Source organism: Pseudomonas sp. HMWF021 (genome assembly GCF_003061005.1).
GTDB lineage: Bacteria > Pseudomonadota > Gammaproteobacteria > Pseudomonadales > Pseudomonadaceae > Aquipseudomonas.
Map to the genome: position 1 here is coordinate 80,770 of NZ_QAIK01000136.1, position 17,335 is coordinate 98,104.

Consider the following 17,335-nt stretch of genomic DNA (forward strand, 5'->3'; position numbering starts at 1 on the left):
CGCCACAGAGGCTGATCTCCACATGGGGTTGTTTCCACATTTGTTTTGTGGAGCCTTTGAATGAAACGTCTGCTCGGCGCCTGCGCCCTGCTCTCCTTGCTCGCCGGTTGCGCCAGCAACGACATCATCGACCCGCACGGTTACGACCAGACCGGCGTCGCCTCCTACTACGGTGCCAGGCACCACGGTAAACGCACCGCCAGCGGCGAAGCGTTCAACCAGCATTCCCTGACCGCCGCCCACCGCCAATTGCCATTCGGCACACGGGTGAAGGTCACCAACCTGAAAAACGACAGATCCTGCGTTGTGCGCATCAATGATCGCGGCCCGCACACCCGTGGCCGCTTGATCGATGTCTCGCGCGAAGCCGCCGAACGCCTCGGCATGCTCGGCAGCGGCACCGCACGGGTGCGCATACAGGCCCTCGACGACTGATGGAGCGCTGACCATTTTTGCACTGGCCGATTTACCGCTGATCAACGTGATCGAACTGCTCAGTGGCCTGATCCTGCTGATCCTCGGCGCCGAACTGATGGTGCGCGCCGCTGTGCGTCTGGCCGCGCGCCTGCATGTGCGCCCGCTGATCATCGGCCTGACCATCGTCGCCCTCGGCAGCAGTGCCCCGCAAATGGCGGTCAGCTTGCAGGCGACCCTGACGCACAACCCCGACATTGCCGTCGGCAGTGTGATCGGCAGCAGCATCTTCAACATTCTCGTGACCCTTGGCCTGTCGGCGCTGATCATTCCGCTGCGGGTGTCGCGGCAACTGGTGCGCCTGGACATTCCGCTGATGATCGGCGCCAGCCTGCTGGTGTTCGTCCTCGCCTGGAATGAACAGATCGGCCGCTTCGACGGCGTGTTGCTGCTCGCGGCACTGGCGCTGTATCTAGGCCTGCTGCTGCGTCAGTCGCGGCACTCGGCGCGCCCGCATTCGGAATTGCCGCACACCCCGCAGGTGCCGTGGTTCAGCAGTCTGCTGATGATCGTTGTCGGCCTCGCGCTGTTGGTGTTCGCCGGGCATTTGTTGCTCGGCGCAGCTGTGGCGGTGGCGACGGATCTGGGCTTCTCCGAGCGGGTGATCGGCCTGACCGTAGTCGCGGTCGGCACCTCGCTGCCGGAACTCGCCACCTCGTTGATCGCCGCATTGCGCGGCCAGCGCGACATTGCCGTGGGCAACGTGATCGGCGCCAACCTGTTCAACCTGCTGGGGGTGCTCGGCATCACTGCACTGATCGCGCCGACACCGTTGTCGGTCTCGCCCAATGCGCTGGATTTCGACTTGCCGGTGATGCTCGGCGTCGCCGCGCTGTGCCTGCCGGTGTTCTATTCGGGCTACCGCGTGACCCGCGCCGAAGGTTTGCTGCTGCTTGGTTTGTACGCGGCTTACGGGCTGCACGTGGTGTCCTTCACCACCGGCATGCCGCTGGCCGGCAAACTGGAAAAACTGATGCTGTTCTACGTGCTGCCGACGCTGCTGGCGTTTCTGTTGTTCACGTCCGTACGCGCCTGGCGCCGCCAACACCACAAGAGGGATGTGCCATGACCGATTCGAAGAAAACCGGGGTTGAAATCCGCCGTCAGGTAATGGGCGATGCGTTCGTTGATCGCGCGCTGGGCAACGCCACCGAATTCACTCAGCCGTTGCAGGATTTCGTCAATGAACACGCCTGGGGCGGGGTGTGGAATCGCGAAGGTCTGCCGCTGAAAACTCGCAGCCTGATCACTCTTGCTGCGCTGACCGCGTTGAAGTGCCCGCAGGAATTGAAAGGCCACGTGCGTGGTGCGCTGAACAATGGCTGCACCGTAGAAGAAATCCGCGAGGCGCTGCTGCATTGCGCGGTGTATGCCGGGGTGCCGGCGGCGATTGATGCGTTTCGCGCGGCGCAGGAAGTGATCGACAGTTACCAGAAACCCTGAAAGATCGCAGCCTGCGGCAGCTCCTACATTGGAATGCGTTCTCCTGTAGGAGCTGCCGCAGGCTGCGATCTTTTGATCTTGCTCTTCAGATCCACCCACCCCACTGCAACAGAAAGATCCCGATATTGGTGGTCACCGCCGCCATCAGCGTGGTCAGCACAATGATCGCCGCTGCCAGCTCATGATTGCCCTGCGCCGCCCGGGCCATGACGAAACTGGCCGCCGCCGTCGGGCTGCCGAAGTACAGGAACAGAATCCCCAGTTCCGCGCCACGAAATCCCCACAGCCACGCCCCCAGCGTCGCCAGCACCGGCAGGCCGATCATCTTCACCAGACTCGAACTCAGCGCCATGCTGCCGCTCTTGCGCAGCGCGGCCAGTGACAGCGTGCCACCAATGCAGATCAGCGCCAGCGGCAAGGTGGTTTGCGCCAGATACTGGCCGGAGGTTTCCAGCCAGCCGGGCAGGTTGATCTGGAAATACGCGAACGGCGCGGCGGCAATCACGCTGATGATCAGCGGGTTGCTGAACACGCTTTTGCAGATGCTCCACGGATCGGACTTGATCACCGGGCTGTACACCGCGAGCACGATGGTCGACAGGGTGTTGTAGAACAGGATCACCAGCGCCGCGAGTATCGCCCCGAGGGAAATCCCGTAGTCGCCGTACATGCTCGCCGCCAGCGCCAGACCGATCACCCCGTTGTTGCCGCGAAACGCGCCTTGGGTGTAGATGCCGCGATCTTCGCGTGGGCACTTGATGATCGCCCAGCCCCAGGCCAGAGCAAAACTCGCCAGCGTCGCGATCGCAAAATAGATCAGCAGCGCCGGTTGCAGCGCGGCGTGCAGATCCGCATGCAGAATCCCGAGAAACAGCAGCGCCGGCATGCTCACGTTGAACACCAGCGCCGAGGCGGTGTGGATGAAGTTGTCGTTGATCCAGTCGATGCGCTTGAGCAACACCCCGAGGAACAGCATGGCGAACACCGGCGCGGTGATGTTCAGGGTTTCGAGGAAGATTGCCAGCATGCCGGGGGGAGCCTTTGGGTGAGCGTCGTCAGGGGGCTAATGATAAGCCACTGAGTTGCTGTTGAAGATCAAAAGATCGCAGCCTGCGGCAGCTCCTACAGTGGAATTCGCGTTTCCCTGTAGGAGCTGCCGCAGACTGCGATCTTTTTCGGCCTCAGGTAATCGGCGCCGGATTGAACAGGGTGATGTCGTTATGCAGCTTGTGCTTCTCCGCCCAGGTCTGTTGTTTGCCGCTCGCCACATCCAGGTAGTAGTGGAACAACTCCCAGCCCAATTCCTCGATGGTCGCGCGCCCGGTGGCGATCCGTCCGGCGTCGATGTCGATCAGGTCCGGCCAGCGCTGGGCCAATTCCGTACGCGTGGAGACCTTCACCACCGGGGCCATCGCCAATCCATAAGGTGTGCCACGCCCGGTGGTGAACACATGCAGGTTCATCCCCGCCGCCAGTTGCAGCGTGCCACAGACAAAATCACTGGCCGGTGTCGCGCAGAAGATCAGCCCCTTGCGCTTGAAACGCTCGCCCGGGCCGAGCACGCCATTGATCGCGCTGCTGCCGGATTTGACGATCGAACCCAGCGACTTCTCGACAATGTTCGACAATCCGCCCTTCTTGTTGCCCGGCGTGGTGTTGGCACTGCGATCCGCCTCACCCTTGGCCAGATAACGGTCGTACCAGTCCATCTCGCGCACCAGTTCCTGCGCCACGGTCTTGGTCTCGGCGCGGGAGGTCAGCAGGTAGATTGCATCGCGCACTTCGGTGACTTCGGAAAACATCACCGTCGCTCCGGCGCGCAGCAGCAAGTCCGAGGCATAACCCAGCGCCGGGTTGGCGGTGATTCCGGAGAACGCATCGCTGCCGCCACACTGCATGCCGAGGATCAGCTCGGACGCCGGCACGGTTTCGCGGCGGCGCTGGTCGAGCTTTTTCAAACGGGTCTCGGCCAGCGCCATGATCTGCTCGATCATCTCGGTGAAGCCGTGACTTGAATCCTGCAGGCGATACAGCCACGGCTCACTCAAGTCGACCGACGCGTCGTCCTCGTGCATCACCTGCCCGGCCTGCAATTTCTCGCATCCCAGACTGATCACCAGCGCTTCGCCACCCAGGTTCGGGTTGCGCGCCAGATTGCGCACGGTACGAATCGGGATGTAAGCGTCGGTGGCGGTGATCGCCACACCGCAGCCGTAACTGTGGGTCAGCGCCACCACGTCATCGACGTGCGGATACTTCGGCAGCAGTTCGTCCTTGATGCGTTTCACCGCGTGATCGAGCACGCCGGTGACGCACTGCACGGTGGTGGTGATCCCGAGAATATTGCGCGTGCCGACGGTGCCGTCGGCGTTGCGATAACCCTCGAAGGTGAAGCCTTCCAGCGGGGCCTGCGCGGCCGGCACTTCGGTGGACAGCGGCAGGCTGTCCAGCGGCGGCGCGGTGGGCATGCGCAGTTGATCTTCCTTGACCCAGCTGCCGCGCGGAATCGGCTGCAACGCGTAGCCGATGGTCTGGCCGTAGCGAATCACCTGACCACCCTCGGAAATGTCTTCGAGGGTGACCTTGTGGCTTTGCGGCACAAAATCCACAGTCACCAGACCGTCCGGGAACTCGGTGCCGGCCGGCACGCCCTGGTCGTTGACCACAATCACTACGTTGTCCCGCTCGTGCAGGCGGATGTAGCGCGGCGAGTCGGAATGTTCAATCAACTGCATGACGCCGCTCCTCAGGAATGCGCTTGAGACAATTTGCCGGTGATTTCGGAACCACCGTTGGTTGGCGGCTCTTTGAGCACCACCCGTTTGATCGGGCCGACGATCACCAGATAACTAAACACCGCCACCAGTGCGTTGGCACCGACGAACACCAGTGCCCATTTGAACGAACCGGTGGAACTGATGATGTAGCCGATCACGATCGGCGTGGTGATCGAAGCGATGTTGCCGAAGGTGTTGAACAGGCCACCGCTCAGACCGGCGATCTGTTTCGGCGAGGTGTCGGACACCACCGCCCAACCGAGTGCGCCAACGCCCTTGCCGAAGAATGCCAGGGCCATGAAGCCGACCACCATCCATTCCACGTCAACATAGTTGCAGGCCACGATGCTGCTGGACACCAGCAGACCGGCGATGATCGGCGCCTTGCGGGCAAAGGTCAGCGAATGCCCTTTGCGCAGCAGGTAATCGGAAATCACCCCGCCCAGCACGCCACCGATGAAGCCGCAGATCGCCGGCAACGAGGCGATGAAACCGGCCTTGAGAATGGTCATGCCGCGCTCCTGCACCAGGTACACCGGGAACCAGGTCAGGAAGAAATAGGTGATGCCGTTGATGCAGTACTGGCCCAGATACACGCCGAGCATCATGCGGTTGGTCAGCAACTGGCGGATGTAATCCCATTTCGGGCCGTCCGCTTTTTTGCCTTGCTTGACGTCCATGTCGACCATGCCGCCGTTGTCGGCAATGAACTGCACTTCCGCTTCGTTGGCCATCGGGTGCTGGCGCGGGCTGTGGATAACCTTGAGCCAGATCCCCGAGAAGACGATGCCGAACACGCCCATGACGATGAACACGTGTTCCCAGCCGAAGGTGTAGACGATCCAGCCCATCAGCGGTGCGAACAGCACGGTGGCGAAGTATTGCGCCGAGTTGAAGATCGCCGAAGCGGTGCCGCGTTCTGCAGTCGGGAACCACGCAGCAACGATGCGCGCGTTACCGGGGAACGACGGCGCTTCGGCCAGGCCCACCAGAAAGCGCAGCATGAACAGCGCGACAATCGCCGTGGACATGCCGAACTCACCGACAAAGCCTTGCAGCACGGTGAACAGCGACCAGCAGAAAATGCTCAGGGCGTAGACTTTTTTCGAGCCGAAACGATCGAGCAGCCAGCCACCAGGAATCTGCCCGGCGACGTAGGCCCAACCGAAAGCGGAGAAGATATAACCGAGGGTGACCGCGTCGATGCCGAGGTCTTTTTGCAGGCTGGAACCGGCGATGGCGATGGTCGCGCGGTCGGCGTAGTTGATCGTGGTCACCAGGAACAGCATGAGCAGAATCAAATAGCGGACGTGAGTCGGCTTGGACGATTGCATGTAGATGTACTCCCACTGATTATTTTTATGCGCGGGTGAATCTGTTGTGTTTCCCGGTGTTCCGGGTTCCCTGTAGGAGCTGCCGAAGGCTGCGATCTTTTGATCTTGATCTTCAAAACAAAATCAAAAGATCGCAGCCTGCGGCAGCCCCTACAGGGGGTGCGGTGTCAGGGGTCGACACCGCGTGCTCCTTCAGGAACCGATGTAGCTGGTCTTCACGACCGTGTAGAACTCTTGTGCATAGCGGCCTTGCTCACGTGAGCCATAGGATGAACCCTTACGGCCACCGAACGGAACGTGATAATCGACACCGGCCGTCGGCAGGTTGACCATCACCATCCCGGCCTGCGAATGGCGCTTGAAGTGATTGGCGTACTTCAGCGACGTGGTGGCGATACCGGCGGACAAGCCGAACTCGGTGTCGTTGGCCATCGCCAGCGCCGCCTCGTAATCGGCCACGCGAACGATGTTCGCCACCGGGCCGAAGATCTCTTCACGGCTGATGCGCATCGACGCTTCGCTGTCGGCAAACAGCGTTGGCGCGAGGAAGTAGCCTTCGGTGTCGCAGGTCACCAGACCACCGCCGCTGACCACACGTGCACCTTCGCTCTGACCGATGTCGATGTATTTCAGGTCCTGTTCCAGCTGTGTCTGGGAAACCACCGGGCCGATATCGATACCGGATTTCAGCGCGTGGCCGACCTTGATCGACTTCATGCGCTCGGCCATGGCCTCGACGAACTGGTCGTGAATCCCGGCAGTGACGATCAGGCGACTCGACGCCGTGCAACGCTGGCCGGTGGAGTAGAACGCGCTCTGCACCGACAGCTCGACCGCTTGCTTGAGGTCGGCGTCGTCGAGAATGATCTGCGGGTTCTTGCCGCCCATTTCCAGCTGCACCTTGGCCTGGCGCGACACGCAGCTGACCGCGATCTGCCGACCCACGCCAACCGAACCGGTGAAGCTGATGCCATCGACTTTCGGGCTGTTGACCAGCGCTTCGCCAACCACCCGACCGCTGCCCATCACCAGGTTGAACACGCCGGCCGGGAAGCCTGCGCGGGAAATGATTTCCGCCAGCGCCCAGGCACAGCCCGGCACCAGATCGGCAGGTTTGAGCACCACGCAGTTGCCGTAGGCCAGCGCCGGAGCGATCTTCCAGGCCGGAATCGCAATCGGGAAGTTCCACGGGGTGATCAGGCCGACCACGCCGAGGGCTTCGCGGGTGACTTCGACGTTGACGCCCGGGCGCACCGACGGCACGTAGTCGCCGGACAGACGCAGGCATTCACCGGCGAAGAACTTGAAGATGTTGCCGGCGCGGGTCACTTCGCCAACGGCTTCGGGCAGGGTCTTGCCCTCTTCCCGGGCCAGCAGGGTGCCGAGTTCTTCGCGACGGGCGAGGATTTCCGTGCCGACTTTATCCAGCGCATCGTGACGGGCCTGAATGCCCGACACCGACCAGGCCGGGAATGCGGCGCGGGCCGCATCGATGGCGGCGTGCACCTGAGTCAGGTCAGCCTTGGCGTAATCGCCGATGGTGTCGCTCAACTCGGACGGGTTGATGTTCGCCGAGTAGTCGGCACCGGCAACCCATTCACCGTTGATGTAATTGTCGTAACGCTTGGAATCAGCCACAGAAATTCTCCTCTCTACGCAAAAGCCGCTGATTGCTCAGCGGCCTTGTGGGTCGGTGTTATTGCGCGCCTTGCTTGTCGATCAGCGCGGCGAGCATTTCGAATTCTTCGCCGGTCAGGTCGGTCAGCGGTGCGCGCACCGGGCCTGCGTCATAGCCGGCAATCCTGGCCCCGGCCTTGACGATGCTCACGGCGTAACCGGCCTTGCGGTTGCGGATGTCGAGGTACGGCAGGAAGAAGTCGTCGATGATCTTGGCGACGGTGGCGTGATCGTCACGGGCAATCGCGTGGTAGAAGTCCATCGCGGTTTTCGGGATGAAGTTGAACACCGCCGAGGAGTAAACCGGCACGCCGAGGGCCTTGTAGGCAGCGGCGTAGACTTCGGCAGTCGGCAGGCCGCCGAGGTAGCTGAAACGATCGCCGAGGCGGCGACGGATCGACACCATCAGCTCGATATCGCCCAGGCCATCCTTGTAACCGATCAGGTTCGGGCAGCGCTCGGCCAGACGTTCCAGCAGCGCCGCGTTCAGGCGGCAGACGTTGCGGTTGTAGACCACCACGCCGATGTTCACCGATTTGCACACCGCTTCAACGTGGGCGGCAACGCCGTCCTGGCTCGCTTCGGTCAGGTAGTGCGGCAGCAGCAACAGGCCTTTGGCGCCCAGACGCTCGGCTTCCTGTGCGTATTCGATGGCCTGACGGGTCGAACCGCCGACACCGGCCAGAATCGGCACGCTGCTGGCGCAGGTATCGACCGCCGTCTTGATGATTTCCGAGTATTCGCTGGCTGCCAGGGAGAAGAATTCGCCGGTGCCGCCGGCTGCGAACAGTGCCGACGCGCCGTACGGGGCCAGCCATTCCAGACGCTTGATGTAGCCGGCGCGATGGAAGTCGCCCTGGGCGTTGAAATCGGTCACCGGGAACGACAGCAGACCGGCGGAGAGGATGGACTTCAGTTCTTGTGGATTCATTTTTTCGAACACCCTGGGTAACAACGTTTCTTGTGAGTTTTATGGTTCAGCCAGCGCTGAAGTTGTAAGTCATCGTACAACTTAAAAGACAACCGTCAACTGCATTTCATCGTCGCCCGGAGCGTTTTGTCGGACAGGATTGTTTCTTGACGTAGGAAATATCTGGTCTAGGCTCGATTTAACTGTATATCCATACAGCCAAAAATAAATCCACCGACGACATATCAGGGAGAAAGAAATGTCCGGACTGCATGCAAAATCACAGGAACGCCCCAAACCGGTCATCGCCCGGTTCGATGATCTTTTCACTGTAAATGGCATCCCCTTCAACGCTGACATTCCGCATCTGCTGCTGCACATCGCCGACACTCACGGCGAAGTCGAAACGCTCACCACCGCCCCCGCAAAGGCCTTGAAAATTCGCCCGCCACTGCGCTTCGAAGGCGCTGAACACACGGCCATCGGCGATAACACCCTGCTGCGCCTGGCGGAAAATGCCGAGCCGATTCGCGCGCAAAACGTGCCCTTGCACTTGCCTAACGGCCTCGCCCTGACCTACGGCCAGGTCGTGGCGCTGGCCGGGGATTTTTACGGCGTTGTCGATCGGCCGATCAACGAAGGCGCCACGCCTGCCGATCGTCTGAACCGCTTCAGCGCCGCATTCGACTCCCTCGCCGTGCTCCCGGCCTCCCGCGCCGAAGCGACGCAGATTCTTGCGATCATGCAAAAAGAGGTCGACGCGGTTAAACAGGCGATCAAGGACGGCAAACAACCTCATGAAGCCTACGATGCGTTAGGAGATACGTTGTCTGAAGAGTGGAACAAGGCAACCGGCGGCGGCAGTTTTGTCTCCGCGCTGTTTCCCCTCGGGCGTTACCTGAAACTGGCGGCGAACAACGCCGATCACTTCGGCGAGTGGGCCAGACTGGCCTACATCGCCGGCCACACCGCCGCCCTGCAAACCGCCGTCGCTGCTCGCACCCATCACGATGAGCAGCAACTGGAACGGGCCTACGCGATGAACGCATTTGCCGACCACTTCCTCACCGACCTGTTCTCTGCCGGCCACCTGCGGGTGCCGCGCAAGGAAATGGCGGCGGTGGTGACGCCGAGCGATCTCGGCTCGCTGGTGACCCGCTTCATGCACGACGAGGACAGCAAATTCGGCCTCAAGGTGCGCAACGCCCACGGCGATCAATGGCGCGCCTACGGCGACAAGCGCTACTTCGACGCCAGCGACGCGGACAACCGCGCCCAGATCAATCTGGCGGTGCAGGCCTCGGCGGACGAAATCTTTGCCGCTTACCTCAGCGGCGACGTGCCCGCCCCGTCGGCCTTCGCTGCCCTGCAACGGCTGCCCGACCTGACGGCAGTGCTGAATCTTTCCGGCAATTTCTCGCCGCTGTTCCGCGTCGAGGGCGGCAAGGTGCTGCGACGCAAAGATGTGAACAACCTCAACGACACCGCCACCATCGATGACTGGTGGGGCTGGAGCACCTACCTGCTGCTCAAGGACTACCACCCGACGGGCAACGTCAATCAAGGAGAATGAGCATGACGATCAAAGTGAAACTGGAATTGGCGTCGGGGCAGTCGCTGCAAGGTGCGCCGCTGGAGTTGCTGGCGGATGGCAAGCCGATTGCGCGGGGGGTTGTGGATCAATCAGGCGAAGTGGCGTTTGTTGCCAAACCGGGGAAAGCGCAACTGGCGGTGAGGGTGGATCGCTCGATATTGCCGCGCTGAATTCACCGGCCTCATCGCTGGCAAGCCAGCTCCCACAGTGACTGATGTCGTACACGAAATCCGCTTCAACACATGAACCGGTGGGAGCTGGCTTGCCAGCTCCCACAGTGACTGATGCCGTACACGAAATCCGCTTCAGCACATGAACCTGTGGGAGCTGGCTTGCCAGCTCCCACAGTGACTGATGTCGTACACGAAATCCGCTTCAGCACATGAACCGGTGGGAGCTGGCTTGCCAGCGATGGCGGTGTGTCAGGCGCGAACAGACTGCCAGACCTACCCGCGCTGCGCCTGCGCCTCTTCATGCGCCTGACGCAACCGCTCGCGGCTGTTGGTCAAATGCAGGCGCATTGCCGCCCGCGCCGCATCGGAATCCTGGCGGGCGATCGCCTCGTAGATTTCCTCGTGCTCACGGCTCAGGCGGTTCATGTAGTGCTGCTGATCATCGTGGGCCAGCCGCGCCGAATTCAGCCGCGTGCGCGGAATGATGCTGGTGCCCAGGTGGGTCATGATGTCGGTGAAGTAGCGGTTGCCGGTGGACAGGGCGATTTCCAGGTGGAAGGCGAAGTCCGAGGCCACCGCATCGCTGGCGTGGGCCACGCTGTCGTTCAGCGCATCGAGGGCGGCGCGCATGGTCGCCAGTTGTTCGGGGCTGCGGCGTTGCGCGGCAAGGCCGGCGGACTCCACTTCCAGGCTGATGCGCAACTCCAGAATCGCCAGTACGTCACGCAGGGTGACCACCGTCGCCGGGTCGATGCGAAAGCCACTGGGGCTCGGCGTATCCAGCACAAACGTGCCGATGCCGTGACGGGTTTCCACCTGGCCAGCGGCCTGCAACCGGGAAATCGCCTCGCGCACCACGGTGCGACTGACGCCGTGCTCCTGCATGATCGCCGACTCGGTGGGCAACTTGTCGCCACGCTTGAGCAGACCGTCACGGATCTGCTCGGTCAGCACCGTCACCAGCTCCTGAGCCAGGCTGCGGCGCTTGCGCGGGAGGCGCGGGGTGTCGATCGGGTTTTCCATGGTCTACGTCTGGTCTCGAAATTCGGCTTGGTTCGCATCATAGCGCAGGCGGGTTGTACGATCACTCGTCACAAACTCCCCTGTAGGAGCTGCCGCAGGCTGCGATCTTTTGATGTTGTTTTTGAAGATCAAAAGATCGCAGCCTGCGGCAGCTCCTACAGGGTTTGTGTGGGTCAGGCGGTCACGGCCTGCTCCACCAGATGCCCGCTGTCGATCCGCACATGCCGTGGATGGAAGCGTTTGAGGCTGCTGCGGTGGCCGACGCTGACGATACTCAGCCCCGGCAACTGATCGATCAGCGCCTGATACAGCGTCGCCTCATCCTCTTCATCCATCGCCGAGGTCGCTTCGTCCATGTACAGCCATTGAGGCGCGTAAAGCATCGCACGGGCGAAGGCCAGGCGTTGCTGCTCACCCGGCGAGAGCATGCGCTGCCAGTGATTGGCTTCATCGAGCCGTGCAACCAGATGCGGCAGACGGCAGATTTCCAGCACCTGCGCGTAACGCTCAGGCGCGTAGGTGTCGCCCGGTTGTGGATAACTCAAGGCCTCGCGCAGGGTGCCAATCGGCAGATACGGCTTCTGCGGCAGGAACAGATAACGCGCCGCCGGCAAGCGGATGTTGCCGTGCCCCGCTGGCCACAAATGCCCCATCGCCCGCAGCAGTGTGGACTTGCCGCTGCCGGAGCGACCGCTGAGCATCACCCGGTCGCCCGGTTCAACGGTCATGTCGGCATTGGTCAGCAGGTGGCGACCATCGGCCAGATCCAGGCCGAGGTTGTGCACTTTGAGTTCGCTGCCCTGATTCTGCACATCGATGGCCGGGGTGCGCTGTTCGTTGTCGGTCATGGCCTGACGGAAACTCAACAGACGATCACAGGTGGCGCGCCAGGCGGCGAGGTCCGAATACGCGCTGATGAACCAGCTGAAGTTTTCCTGCACGTTGCCGAATGCCGAGTTGATCTGCATCAGCTCGCCCAGCTCGATCTTGCCCGAGAGATAACGCGGCGCGGCGACGATGAACGGGAAAATGATCGCGATCTGGCCGTAGCCGGACGTGAAGAACGTCAGGCGCTTGGACACGCGCATGATGTCCCAGAAGTTGTGCCAGACCAGATTGAAGCGGCTGCTCAAGCGGCGATTTTCATTCGGCTCGCCGTTGTACAAGGCAATGCTTTCGGCGTTCTCACGCACGCGGACCATGGAGAAACGCAGGTCGGCTTCGAAACGTTGTTGCTGGTTGTTCAGGCCGATCAGGCGTTTACCGATCAGGTGCGTCAGCCAGCTGCCGACTGCCGCGTACAGCAGCGCACACCAGAACATGTAGCCGGGAATCTCGATGCCGAACACTTCGATGCTGCCGGACACGCCCCACAGAATGACCGAGAACGACACCAGGCTGACCACCGTGCGAATCAGCCCCAGCCCGAGGCTCAGGGTGTTGGCGGTGAAGGTGTTGAGGTCTTCGGAAATCCGCTGATCGGGGTTATCGGTATAACCGCCCTGCTCCAGCTGATAGTAGTTCTTGTGGCCGAGCCAGCGCTTGAAGTGGTTCTCGGTGAGCCACGCCCGCCAGCGGATGGTGAGCATCTGCGTCAGGTACAGGCGATACACCGCACCGAGGATCGCCACCGTGGCGATGCCGCAGAAATACAGGATCAGTTGCCAGAACGCGGCTTCATCCTTTTTCTGCAGGGCGTTGTAGAAATCCTTGTACCAACTGTTGATCCACACCGAGATCGCCACGCTGAACAGCGACAGCGCGATCACGGCGATCAGCAATGTCCAGGCCTTGCCCTTCTCTTCGCTGCGCCAGTAAGGCGTGGTCATCGCCCACACTTTGCGAAAAAACTGCCCGCGCACAGCATCGTTGACCGCGGAATATTCAGCGTTCTGATTCATGGAAAAGGCTCGATAAAGAAAAGAACAGACACGCACCGATCATAGTTGATCGGTGCGCGTTATCGCGAGAGCTGGCGATGGCCGTTCAGCGCAGGTTCAGCGACGAACCGGGCGCTTCTGCAGTTTGCGCTGCAGGGTGCGGCGGTGCATGCCCAGGGCGCGGGCAGTGGCGGAAATGTTGCCTTCGTGCTCGGTCAGCACACGCTGGATGTGCTCCCATTGCAGGCGGTCGACCGACATCGGATTTTCCGGCACCAGACTGTCGAGGTCGGCGTGCTCGGAGAGCAGCGCGGCCAGCACGTCGTCGGCGTCGGCCGGTTTGCACAGGTAGTTGCAGGCACCGCGCTTGATCGCTTCGACCGCGGTGGCAATGCTCGAATAACCGGTGAGGATCACCACGCGCATTTCCGGGTCCAGCTCCAGCAGCTTGGGCAGCAGCACCAGGCCGGAGTCGCCGTCCATTTTCAGGTCCAGCGCGGCGTAGTCCGGCAGGTCGGCCTGGGCGATGGTCAGGCCTTCTTCGGCAGAACCTGCGGTGCTGACGCGAAAGCCACGGCGGGCCATGGCACGGGCCATCACTCGGGTGAAGGTCGCGTCGTCGTCGACCAGCAGCAAATGCGGCAGTTCTTCGCCTTCGACTTGGATTTCGTCACTCATGTTGGTCTCCTCGGGCGCCGTGGGGCAGGCGCAGCTCGGTGAGCGTGCCGCCTTCCTCATGACTATAGAGTTTCACTGAGCCGCCGGCGCGTGTCACGCTGGCCTTGCTCAAAAACAGGCCCAGGCCGAAACCTTTGCCCTTGGTGGTAAAAAACGGTTTGCCGATCTGCTCGGCGATGGCCAGCGGCACACCGGCGCCGTGGTCACGAATGCTGATGGTCACGGTGTCCGCATCCCAGTCCAGTGTCACCTGGAGATTCTCCGGGCAGGCGTCGGCGGCATTGTTCAACAGATTGAGCAGCGCCTGGGTCAGATCCGGCGGCGGCGCCATGCGCGGGACTGTGCCCTGGCCGAGACGATGGAAGCGGTAACTGGCCTCGGGGCGCATCAGGTGCCAGCGGTTCAGCGCCTCATCCAGCCACTGAGTCACGTCCTGCATTTCTACCGCCAGACGCCGGTTGGCTTCGGCGGCGCGCACCAGTTGCTGCAAGGTTTCCTTGCAGAGTTTGACCTGATCCTGCAGCACCTTGAGGTCGTCCTGCAGCAGCGGGTCGGGGTGATCCTGCTGCATCTCCTTCAGCAATACGCTCATGGTCGCCAGCGGTGTGCCGAGTTCATGCGCGGCGCCGGCTGCCTGGGTGGCGACGGCGAGCAATTGCTGATCGCGCAGGCCTTCTTCGCGGCGAATCGCGCGCAACTCTTCCTGTCGACGCAGCTCTTCAGCCATGCGTGCAGCGAAGAACGTGATGACCGCAGCGGCCAGCGCAAAGCTCAGCCACATGCCGTAGATCTGCAGGTTTTCGCGGGCCACCGGCAGGGTTTCCAGCGGATAGAAACGTGTGAGCATCACGGTGTACAGCGCCAGCGCGATACCGGACAGAATCACCGAATAGCGCCACGGCAGCGTCACCGCCGCAATGGTCAGCGGCACCAGATAATAGGAAACGAAGGGGTTGGTCGAACCGCCGGAGAAATACAGCAGCGCGCTGTGGATCACCAGATCACAGGCCAGCTGCAGCGCATATTCGAGTTCGGTCACCGGCCACGAGGTGCGCAGCCGCACGGCGGTGAACACACACAGCAGAATCGAGCAGCCAAGGGTCATCGCCAGTTGCACCCACGGCAACGGCAGCAGTTGCAGCCAGTAGGCCAGACCGACGGAACCGGCCTGCGCGGCGAGCACCAGGGTGCGGATGAAAGTCAGCCGCCAGAGGTTCTGGCGAGTGGCGGAAGTCAGTTGTACGGGGGCGAGCATGAGCTCTCCTGATGAGCGCTCCAGGCGGATCGCACGGAGTATAACCAAGCCGCAGCCTTGAGAGGCGAAAGTGCGGCAAACGACCACATGGCGTTGCCGGAAAATTCAGCTACTTCGCAGGCAATTCAGAGGTTTGAGGCGATCACCTGTGGTGAGGGGATTCATCCCCGATCGGCTGCGCAGCAGTCGTAAAATCCACTGGCGCGGTATGACTGGGCAATCCGGATTGCCGGGTTGGGGCGGCTTCGCCACCCATCGGGGATAAATCCCCTCACTACAGACTACCTCTGCTCACAAATGCATTCCCCTGTGGAAGCCAGCCTGTTGGCGAATGGCTGCGCAGCGGCCCGCTGCATCTGTATAGAAGTTGTAACTGGGCGAACCGGATCGCAGAAGCTAGAGTCTGATGGTTTCACGCAGGGACGAACCAACACCTGCGCATTATTCAAGGAGCCTTCATGCACACCTTTCGCCGCAGCGCCGCCCTTCTCGCCCTGACCGTCGGCAGTGTCGCCAGCCTACCGGCGCTGGCCGCCGATGAGCTGCACTACAACCAGATTTCCCTGCGCGCCGAAGTCAGCCAGGAAGTGGCCCGCGACCTGATGATCGTGACGCTCTACACCGAAGCGCAAAACACCGACCCGGCCAAACTCGCCGCCGACGTCAGCACCACCATGAACAAAGCACTGGCCCAGGCCAAGCAAGTCAAGGACATCACCCTGCGCCAGGGCAGCCGCAACAGCTACCCGATCTACGACACCAAAGGCCAGAAGATCACCGGCTGGCGTGAACGCGCCGAACTGCGCCTGGAAAGCGCCGACTTCGCCGCCCTGTCCAAACTCACCGGCGAACTGCTGACCGACCTGAAAATGGGCGGTATGGACTTCGCCATCGCCGAGCCGACCCGCAAGGCCAGCGAAGACAAACTGCTCAAGGAAGCCGTCAGCGCCTTCAAGGCCCGCGCGCAACTGGCCACCGATGCACTGGGCGGCAAGGGCTACAAAATCGTCAATCTGAATCTCAACAGCAACGGCTACCCACAACCGTACATGCGCGCCCCGATGATGATGAAAGCCGCCGGCATGGCGGATTCGGCACCGGTCACGCCGGAAGTCGAAGCCGGCACCAGTCAGGTCAGCCTGACCGCCGATGGCTCGATTGAAGTGTTGATGCAGTGATTTGATGCGGGCTGAATGAGAAGCCGGCGATCAGTGAATGATCGCCGGTTTTTTTTGCCTGGATTTTGTGTTGTTTGATCTGCCGCCTTCGCGGGCAAGCCCGCTCCCACAAGGGAATGCATTCCAAACTGTGGGAGCGGGCTTGCTCGCGAAGAACGATGACGCGGTCTCAGGTTTGTGGATCAACCCGATCCAGCGCCCGGTTCACCGCCAGCTCAGCGAGCATGATGATCTGCTGAATCGCCAGCGCCGTATGACGCTCGGGCCGGCCGAGCTGATCGGCGAAGTTACCCGTCAGCGTGTTGGCCGAGGCCAGTGATTCACAGGCGTGCGCCAGCAGGCTTTCGGTGTCGATGTTCGGCTGAATCAGGAACATCGTGCTGGGTTGCCGGGGTTTGGCGGGGTCGGGGCTGAGGTAGAAATCCAGTGCGCGTTTGATGGCTTCGCGGTTTTTGGCGAGGTCGTCGGCGAGGACGGCGGCTTCGAGTGGAGATGTTTGATCAATGGGAGGATCTGGAACTGGCTTAGTCATGGAAAACCCTATTTTGCAAATGGGTGCCATCCCTTGCCGTTTCTCACGCGGCGAAGTGGGTGGCAGCTATGTGCGGGGTGAGAAACCGGAAAAATAGGAAACCGGCCAGACCGAAGTCTGCCCGCACACAGCCGCCGTGAAGTATTTGCCAGCAACGAACAAGCCGCCGGCAATTATGCGGACTGATGAACTGAATCACTAATTTTTTCAGGGTTCTCACACCCGATCGCTGAACCTTCAGCGACACCCAAAGCCTAGAGAGCGAGCGTCCGACGGACAACCTGAAAACCTTGTGGGAAGGTTCCCGTTTTTTTACACAGCTCTAAACACAACTACGCTCACTGTAGGAGCTGCCGAAGGCTGCGATCTTTTGACGTTCGCTTTCACAATGCAAAAGCAGGATCAAA

General features: G+C 61.5%; 16 protein-coding genes. 6 read left to right on the forward strand and 10 right to left on the reverse strand.

The genetic code is table 11. From position 1 onward, the window contains the following. Positions 1 to 60: 60 nt before the first annotated feature. From DBR18_RS18795 to DBR18_RS18805, 3 genes are read left to right on the forward strand one after another with little or no spacing between them, the layout of a single operon-like run. Positions 61 to 435, forward strand: a complete 375-nt coding sequence (locus DBR18_RS18795; RefSeq protein WP_108591428.1) for a septal ring lytic transglycosylase RlpA family protein — start codon at positions 61 to 63, stop codon at positions 433 to 435. Between the two features lie 46 nt (positions 436 to 481). Then, a complete protein-coding gene (locus DBR18_RS18800; protein WP_108591429.1) occupies positions 482 to 1,543 on the forward strand; it encodes a calcium/sodium antiporter in 1,062 nt (353 codons plus the stop codon). After that, complete coding sequence (locus DBR18_RS18805) at positions 1,540 to 1,917, forward strand: carboxymuconolactone decarboxylase family protein (RefSeq protein WP_108591430.1); 378 nt, start codon at positions 1,540 to 1,542, stop codon at positions 1,915 to 1,917. Before DBR18_RS18800 ends, DBR18_RS18805 begins: the two co-directional genes overlap by 4 nt. Before the next feature lie 85 nt (positions 1,918 to 2,002). Here DBR18_RS18805 and DBR18_RS18810 read toward each other — a convergent pair whose 3' ends face one another. The 5 genes from DBR18_RS18810 to kdgD form a co-directional block, all read right to left on the reverse strand. Beyond that, positions 2,003 to 2,944, reverse strand: coding sequence for an AEC family transporter (locus DBR18_RS18810; protein WP_108591431.1), 942 nt, complete (start codon positions 2,942 to 2,944; stop codon positions 2,003 to 2,005). A gap of 154 nt (positions 2,945 to 3,098) precedes the next feature. Then, entirely contained in the window at positions 3,099 to 4,652 is a 1,554-nt protein-coding gene (gene garD / locus DBR18_RS18815) for a galactarate dehydratase (protein ID WP_108591432.1), read from the reverse strand. A gap of 11 nt (positions 4,653 to 4,663) precedes the next feature. After that, positions 4,664 to 6,028: an MFS transporter gene (locus tag DBR18_RS18820; protein ID WP_108591433.1), complete on the reverse strand. Its 1,365-nt coding sequence runs from the start codon at positions 6,026 to 6,028 to the stop codon at positions 4,664 to 4,666. Positions 6,029 to 6,220: 192 nt separating this feature from the next. Continuing rightward, positions 6,221 to 7,666 (reverse strand): aldehyde dehydrogenase family protein, encoded by a 1,446-nt coding sequence (locus DBR18_RS18825; RefSeq protein WP_108591434.1) that lies wholly within the window; start codon positions 7,664 to 7,666, stop codon positions 6,221 to 6,223. Positions 7,667 to 7,724: 58 nt separating this feature from the next. Beyond that, positions 7,725 to 8,636 (reverse strand): 5-dehydro-4-deoxyglucarate dehydratase, encoded by a 912-nt coding sequence (gene kdgD, locus DBR18_RS18830; RefSeq protein ID WP_108591492.1) that lies wholly within the window; start codon positions 8,634 to 8,636, stop codon positions 7,725 to 7,727. 238 nt (positions 8,637 to 8,874) lie between these two features. On the opposite strand from kdgD, the gene DBR18_RS18835 reads away from it, so the two are divergent. Further along, the gene (locus DBR18_RS18835; RefSeq protein ID WP_108591435.1) at positions 8,875 to 10,188 is read left to right on the forward strand and encodes a phospholipase; all 1,314 of its coding nucleotides are present in this window, start codon (positions 8,875 to 8,877) and stop codon (positions 10,186 to 10,188) included. A gap of 2 nt (positions 10,189 to 10,190) precedes the next feature. Beyond that, entirely contained in the window at positions 10,191 to 10,379 is a 189-nt protein-coding gene (locus DBR18_RS18840) for a hypothetical protein (protein ID WP_108591436.1), read from the forward strand. Positions 10,380 to 10,655: 276 nt separating this feature from the next. On the opposite strand, the gene DBR18_RS18845 is transcribed toward DBR18_RS18840, so the two are convergent. The 4 genes from DBR18_RS18845 to DBR18_RS18860 all read right to left on the reverse strand — a co-directional run bounded on the left by DBR18_RS18845 (position 10,656) and on the right by DBR18_RS18860 (position 15,218). Continuing rightward, positions 10,656 to 11,405, reverse strand: coding sequence for a FadR/GntR family transcriptional regulator (locus DBR18_RS18845; RefSeq protein WP_024164483.1), 750 nt, complete (start codon positions 11,403 to 11,405; stop codon positions 10,656 to 10,658). A 173-nt stretch (positions 11,406 to 11,578) separates the two neighbouring features. Continuing rightward, entirely contained in the window at positions 11,579 to 13,306 is a 1,728-nt protein-coding gene (locus tag DBR18_RS18850) for an ABC transporter ATP-binding protein/permease (RefSeq protein WP_108591437.1), read from the reverse strand. A 96-nt stretch (positions 13,307 to 13,402) separates the two neighbouring features. Beyond that, complete coding sequence (locus tag DBR18_RS18855) at positions 13,403 to 13,963, reverse strand: response regulator transcription factor (protein WP_003221630.1); 561 nt, start codon at positions 13,961 to 13,963, stop codon at positions 13,403 to 13,405. Then, complete coding sequence (locus DBR18_RS18860; RefSeq protein ID WP_108591438.1) at positions 13,956 to 15,218, reverse strand: ATP-binding protein; 1,263 nt, start codon at positions 15,216 to 15,218, stop codon at positions 13,956 to 13,958. Before DBR18_RS18860 ends, DBR18_RS18855 begins: the two co-directional genes overlap by 8 nt. A 458-nt stretch (positions 15,219 to 15,676) precedes the next feature. On the opposite strand from DBR18_RS18860, the gene DBR18_RS18865 reads away from it, so the two are divergent. Beyond that, positions 15,677 to 16,396, forward strand: coding sequence for an SIMPL domain-containing protein (locus DBR18_RS18865; RefSeq protein WP_108591439.1), 720 nt, complete (start codon positions 15,677 to 15,679; stop codon positions 16,394 to 16,396). 169 nt (positions 16,397 to 16,565) lie between these two features. On the opposite strand, the gene DBR18_RS18870 is transcribed toward DBR18_RS18865, so the two are convergent. Then, positions 16,566 to 16,928, reverse strand: coding sequence for a DUF6124 family protein (locus tag DBR18_RS18870; protein ID WP_108591440.1), 363 nt, complete (start codon positions 16,926 to 16,928; stop codon positions 16,566 to 16,568). Positions 16,929 to 17,335: the final 407 nt, after the last annotated feature.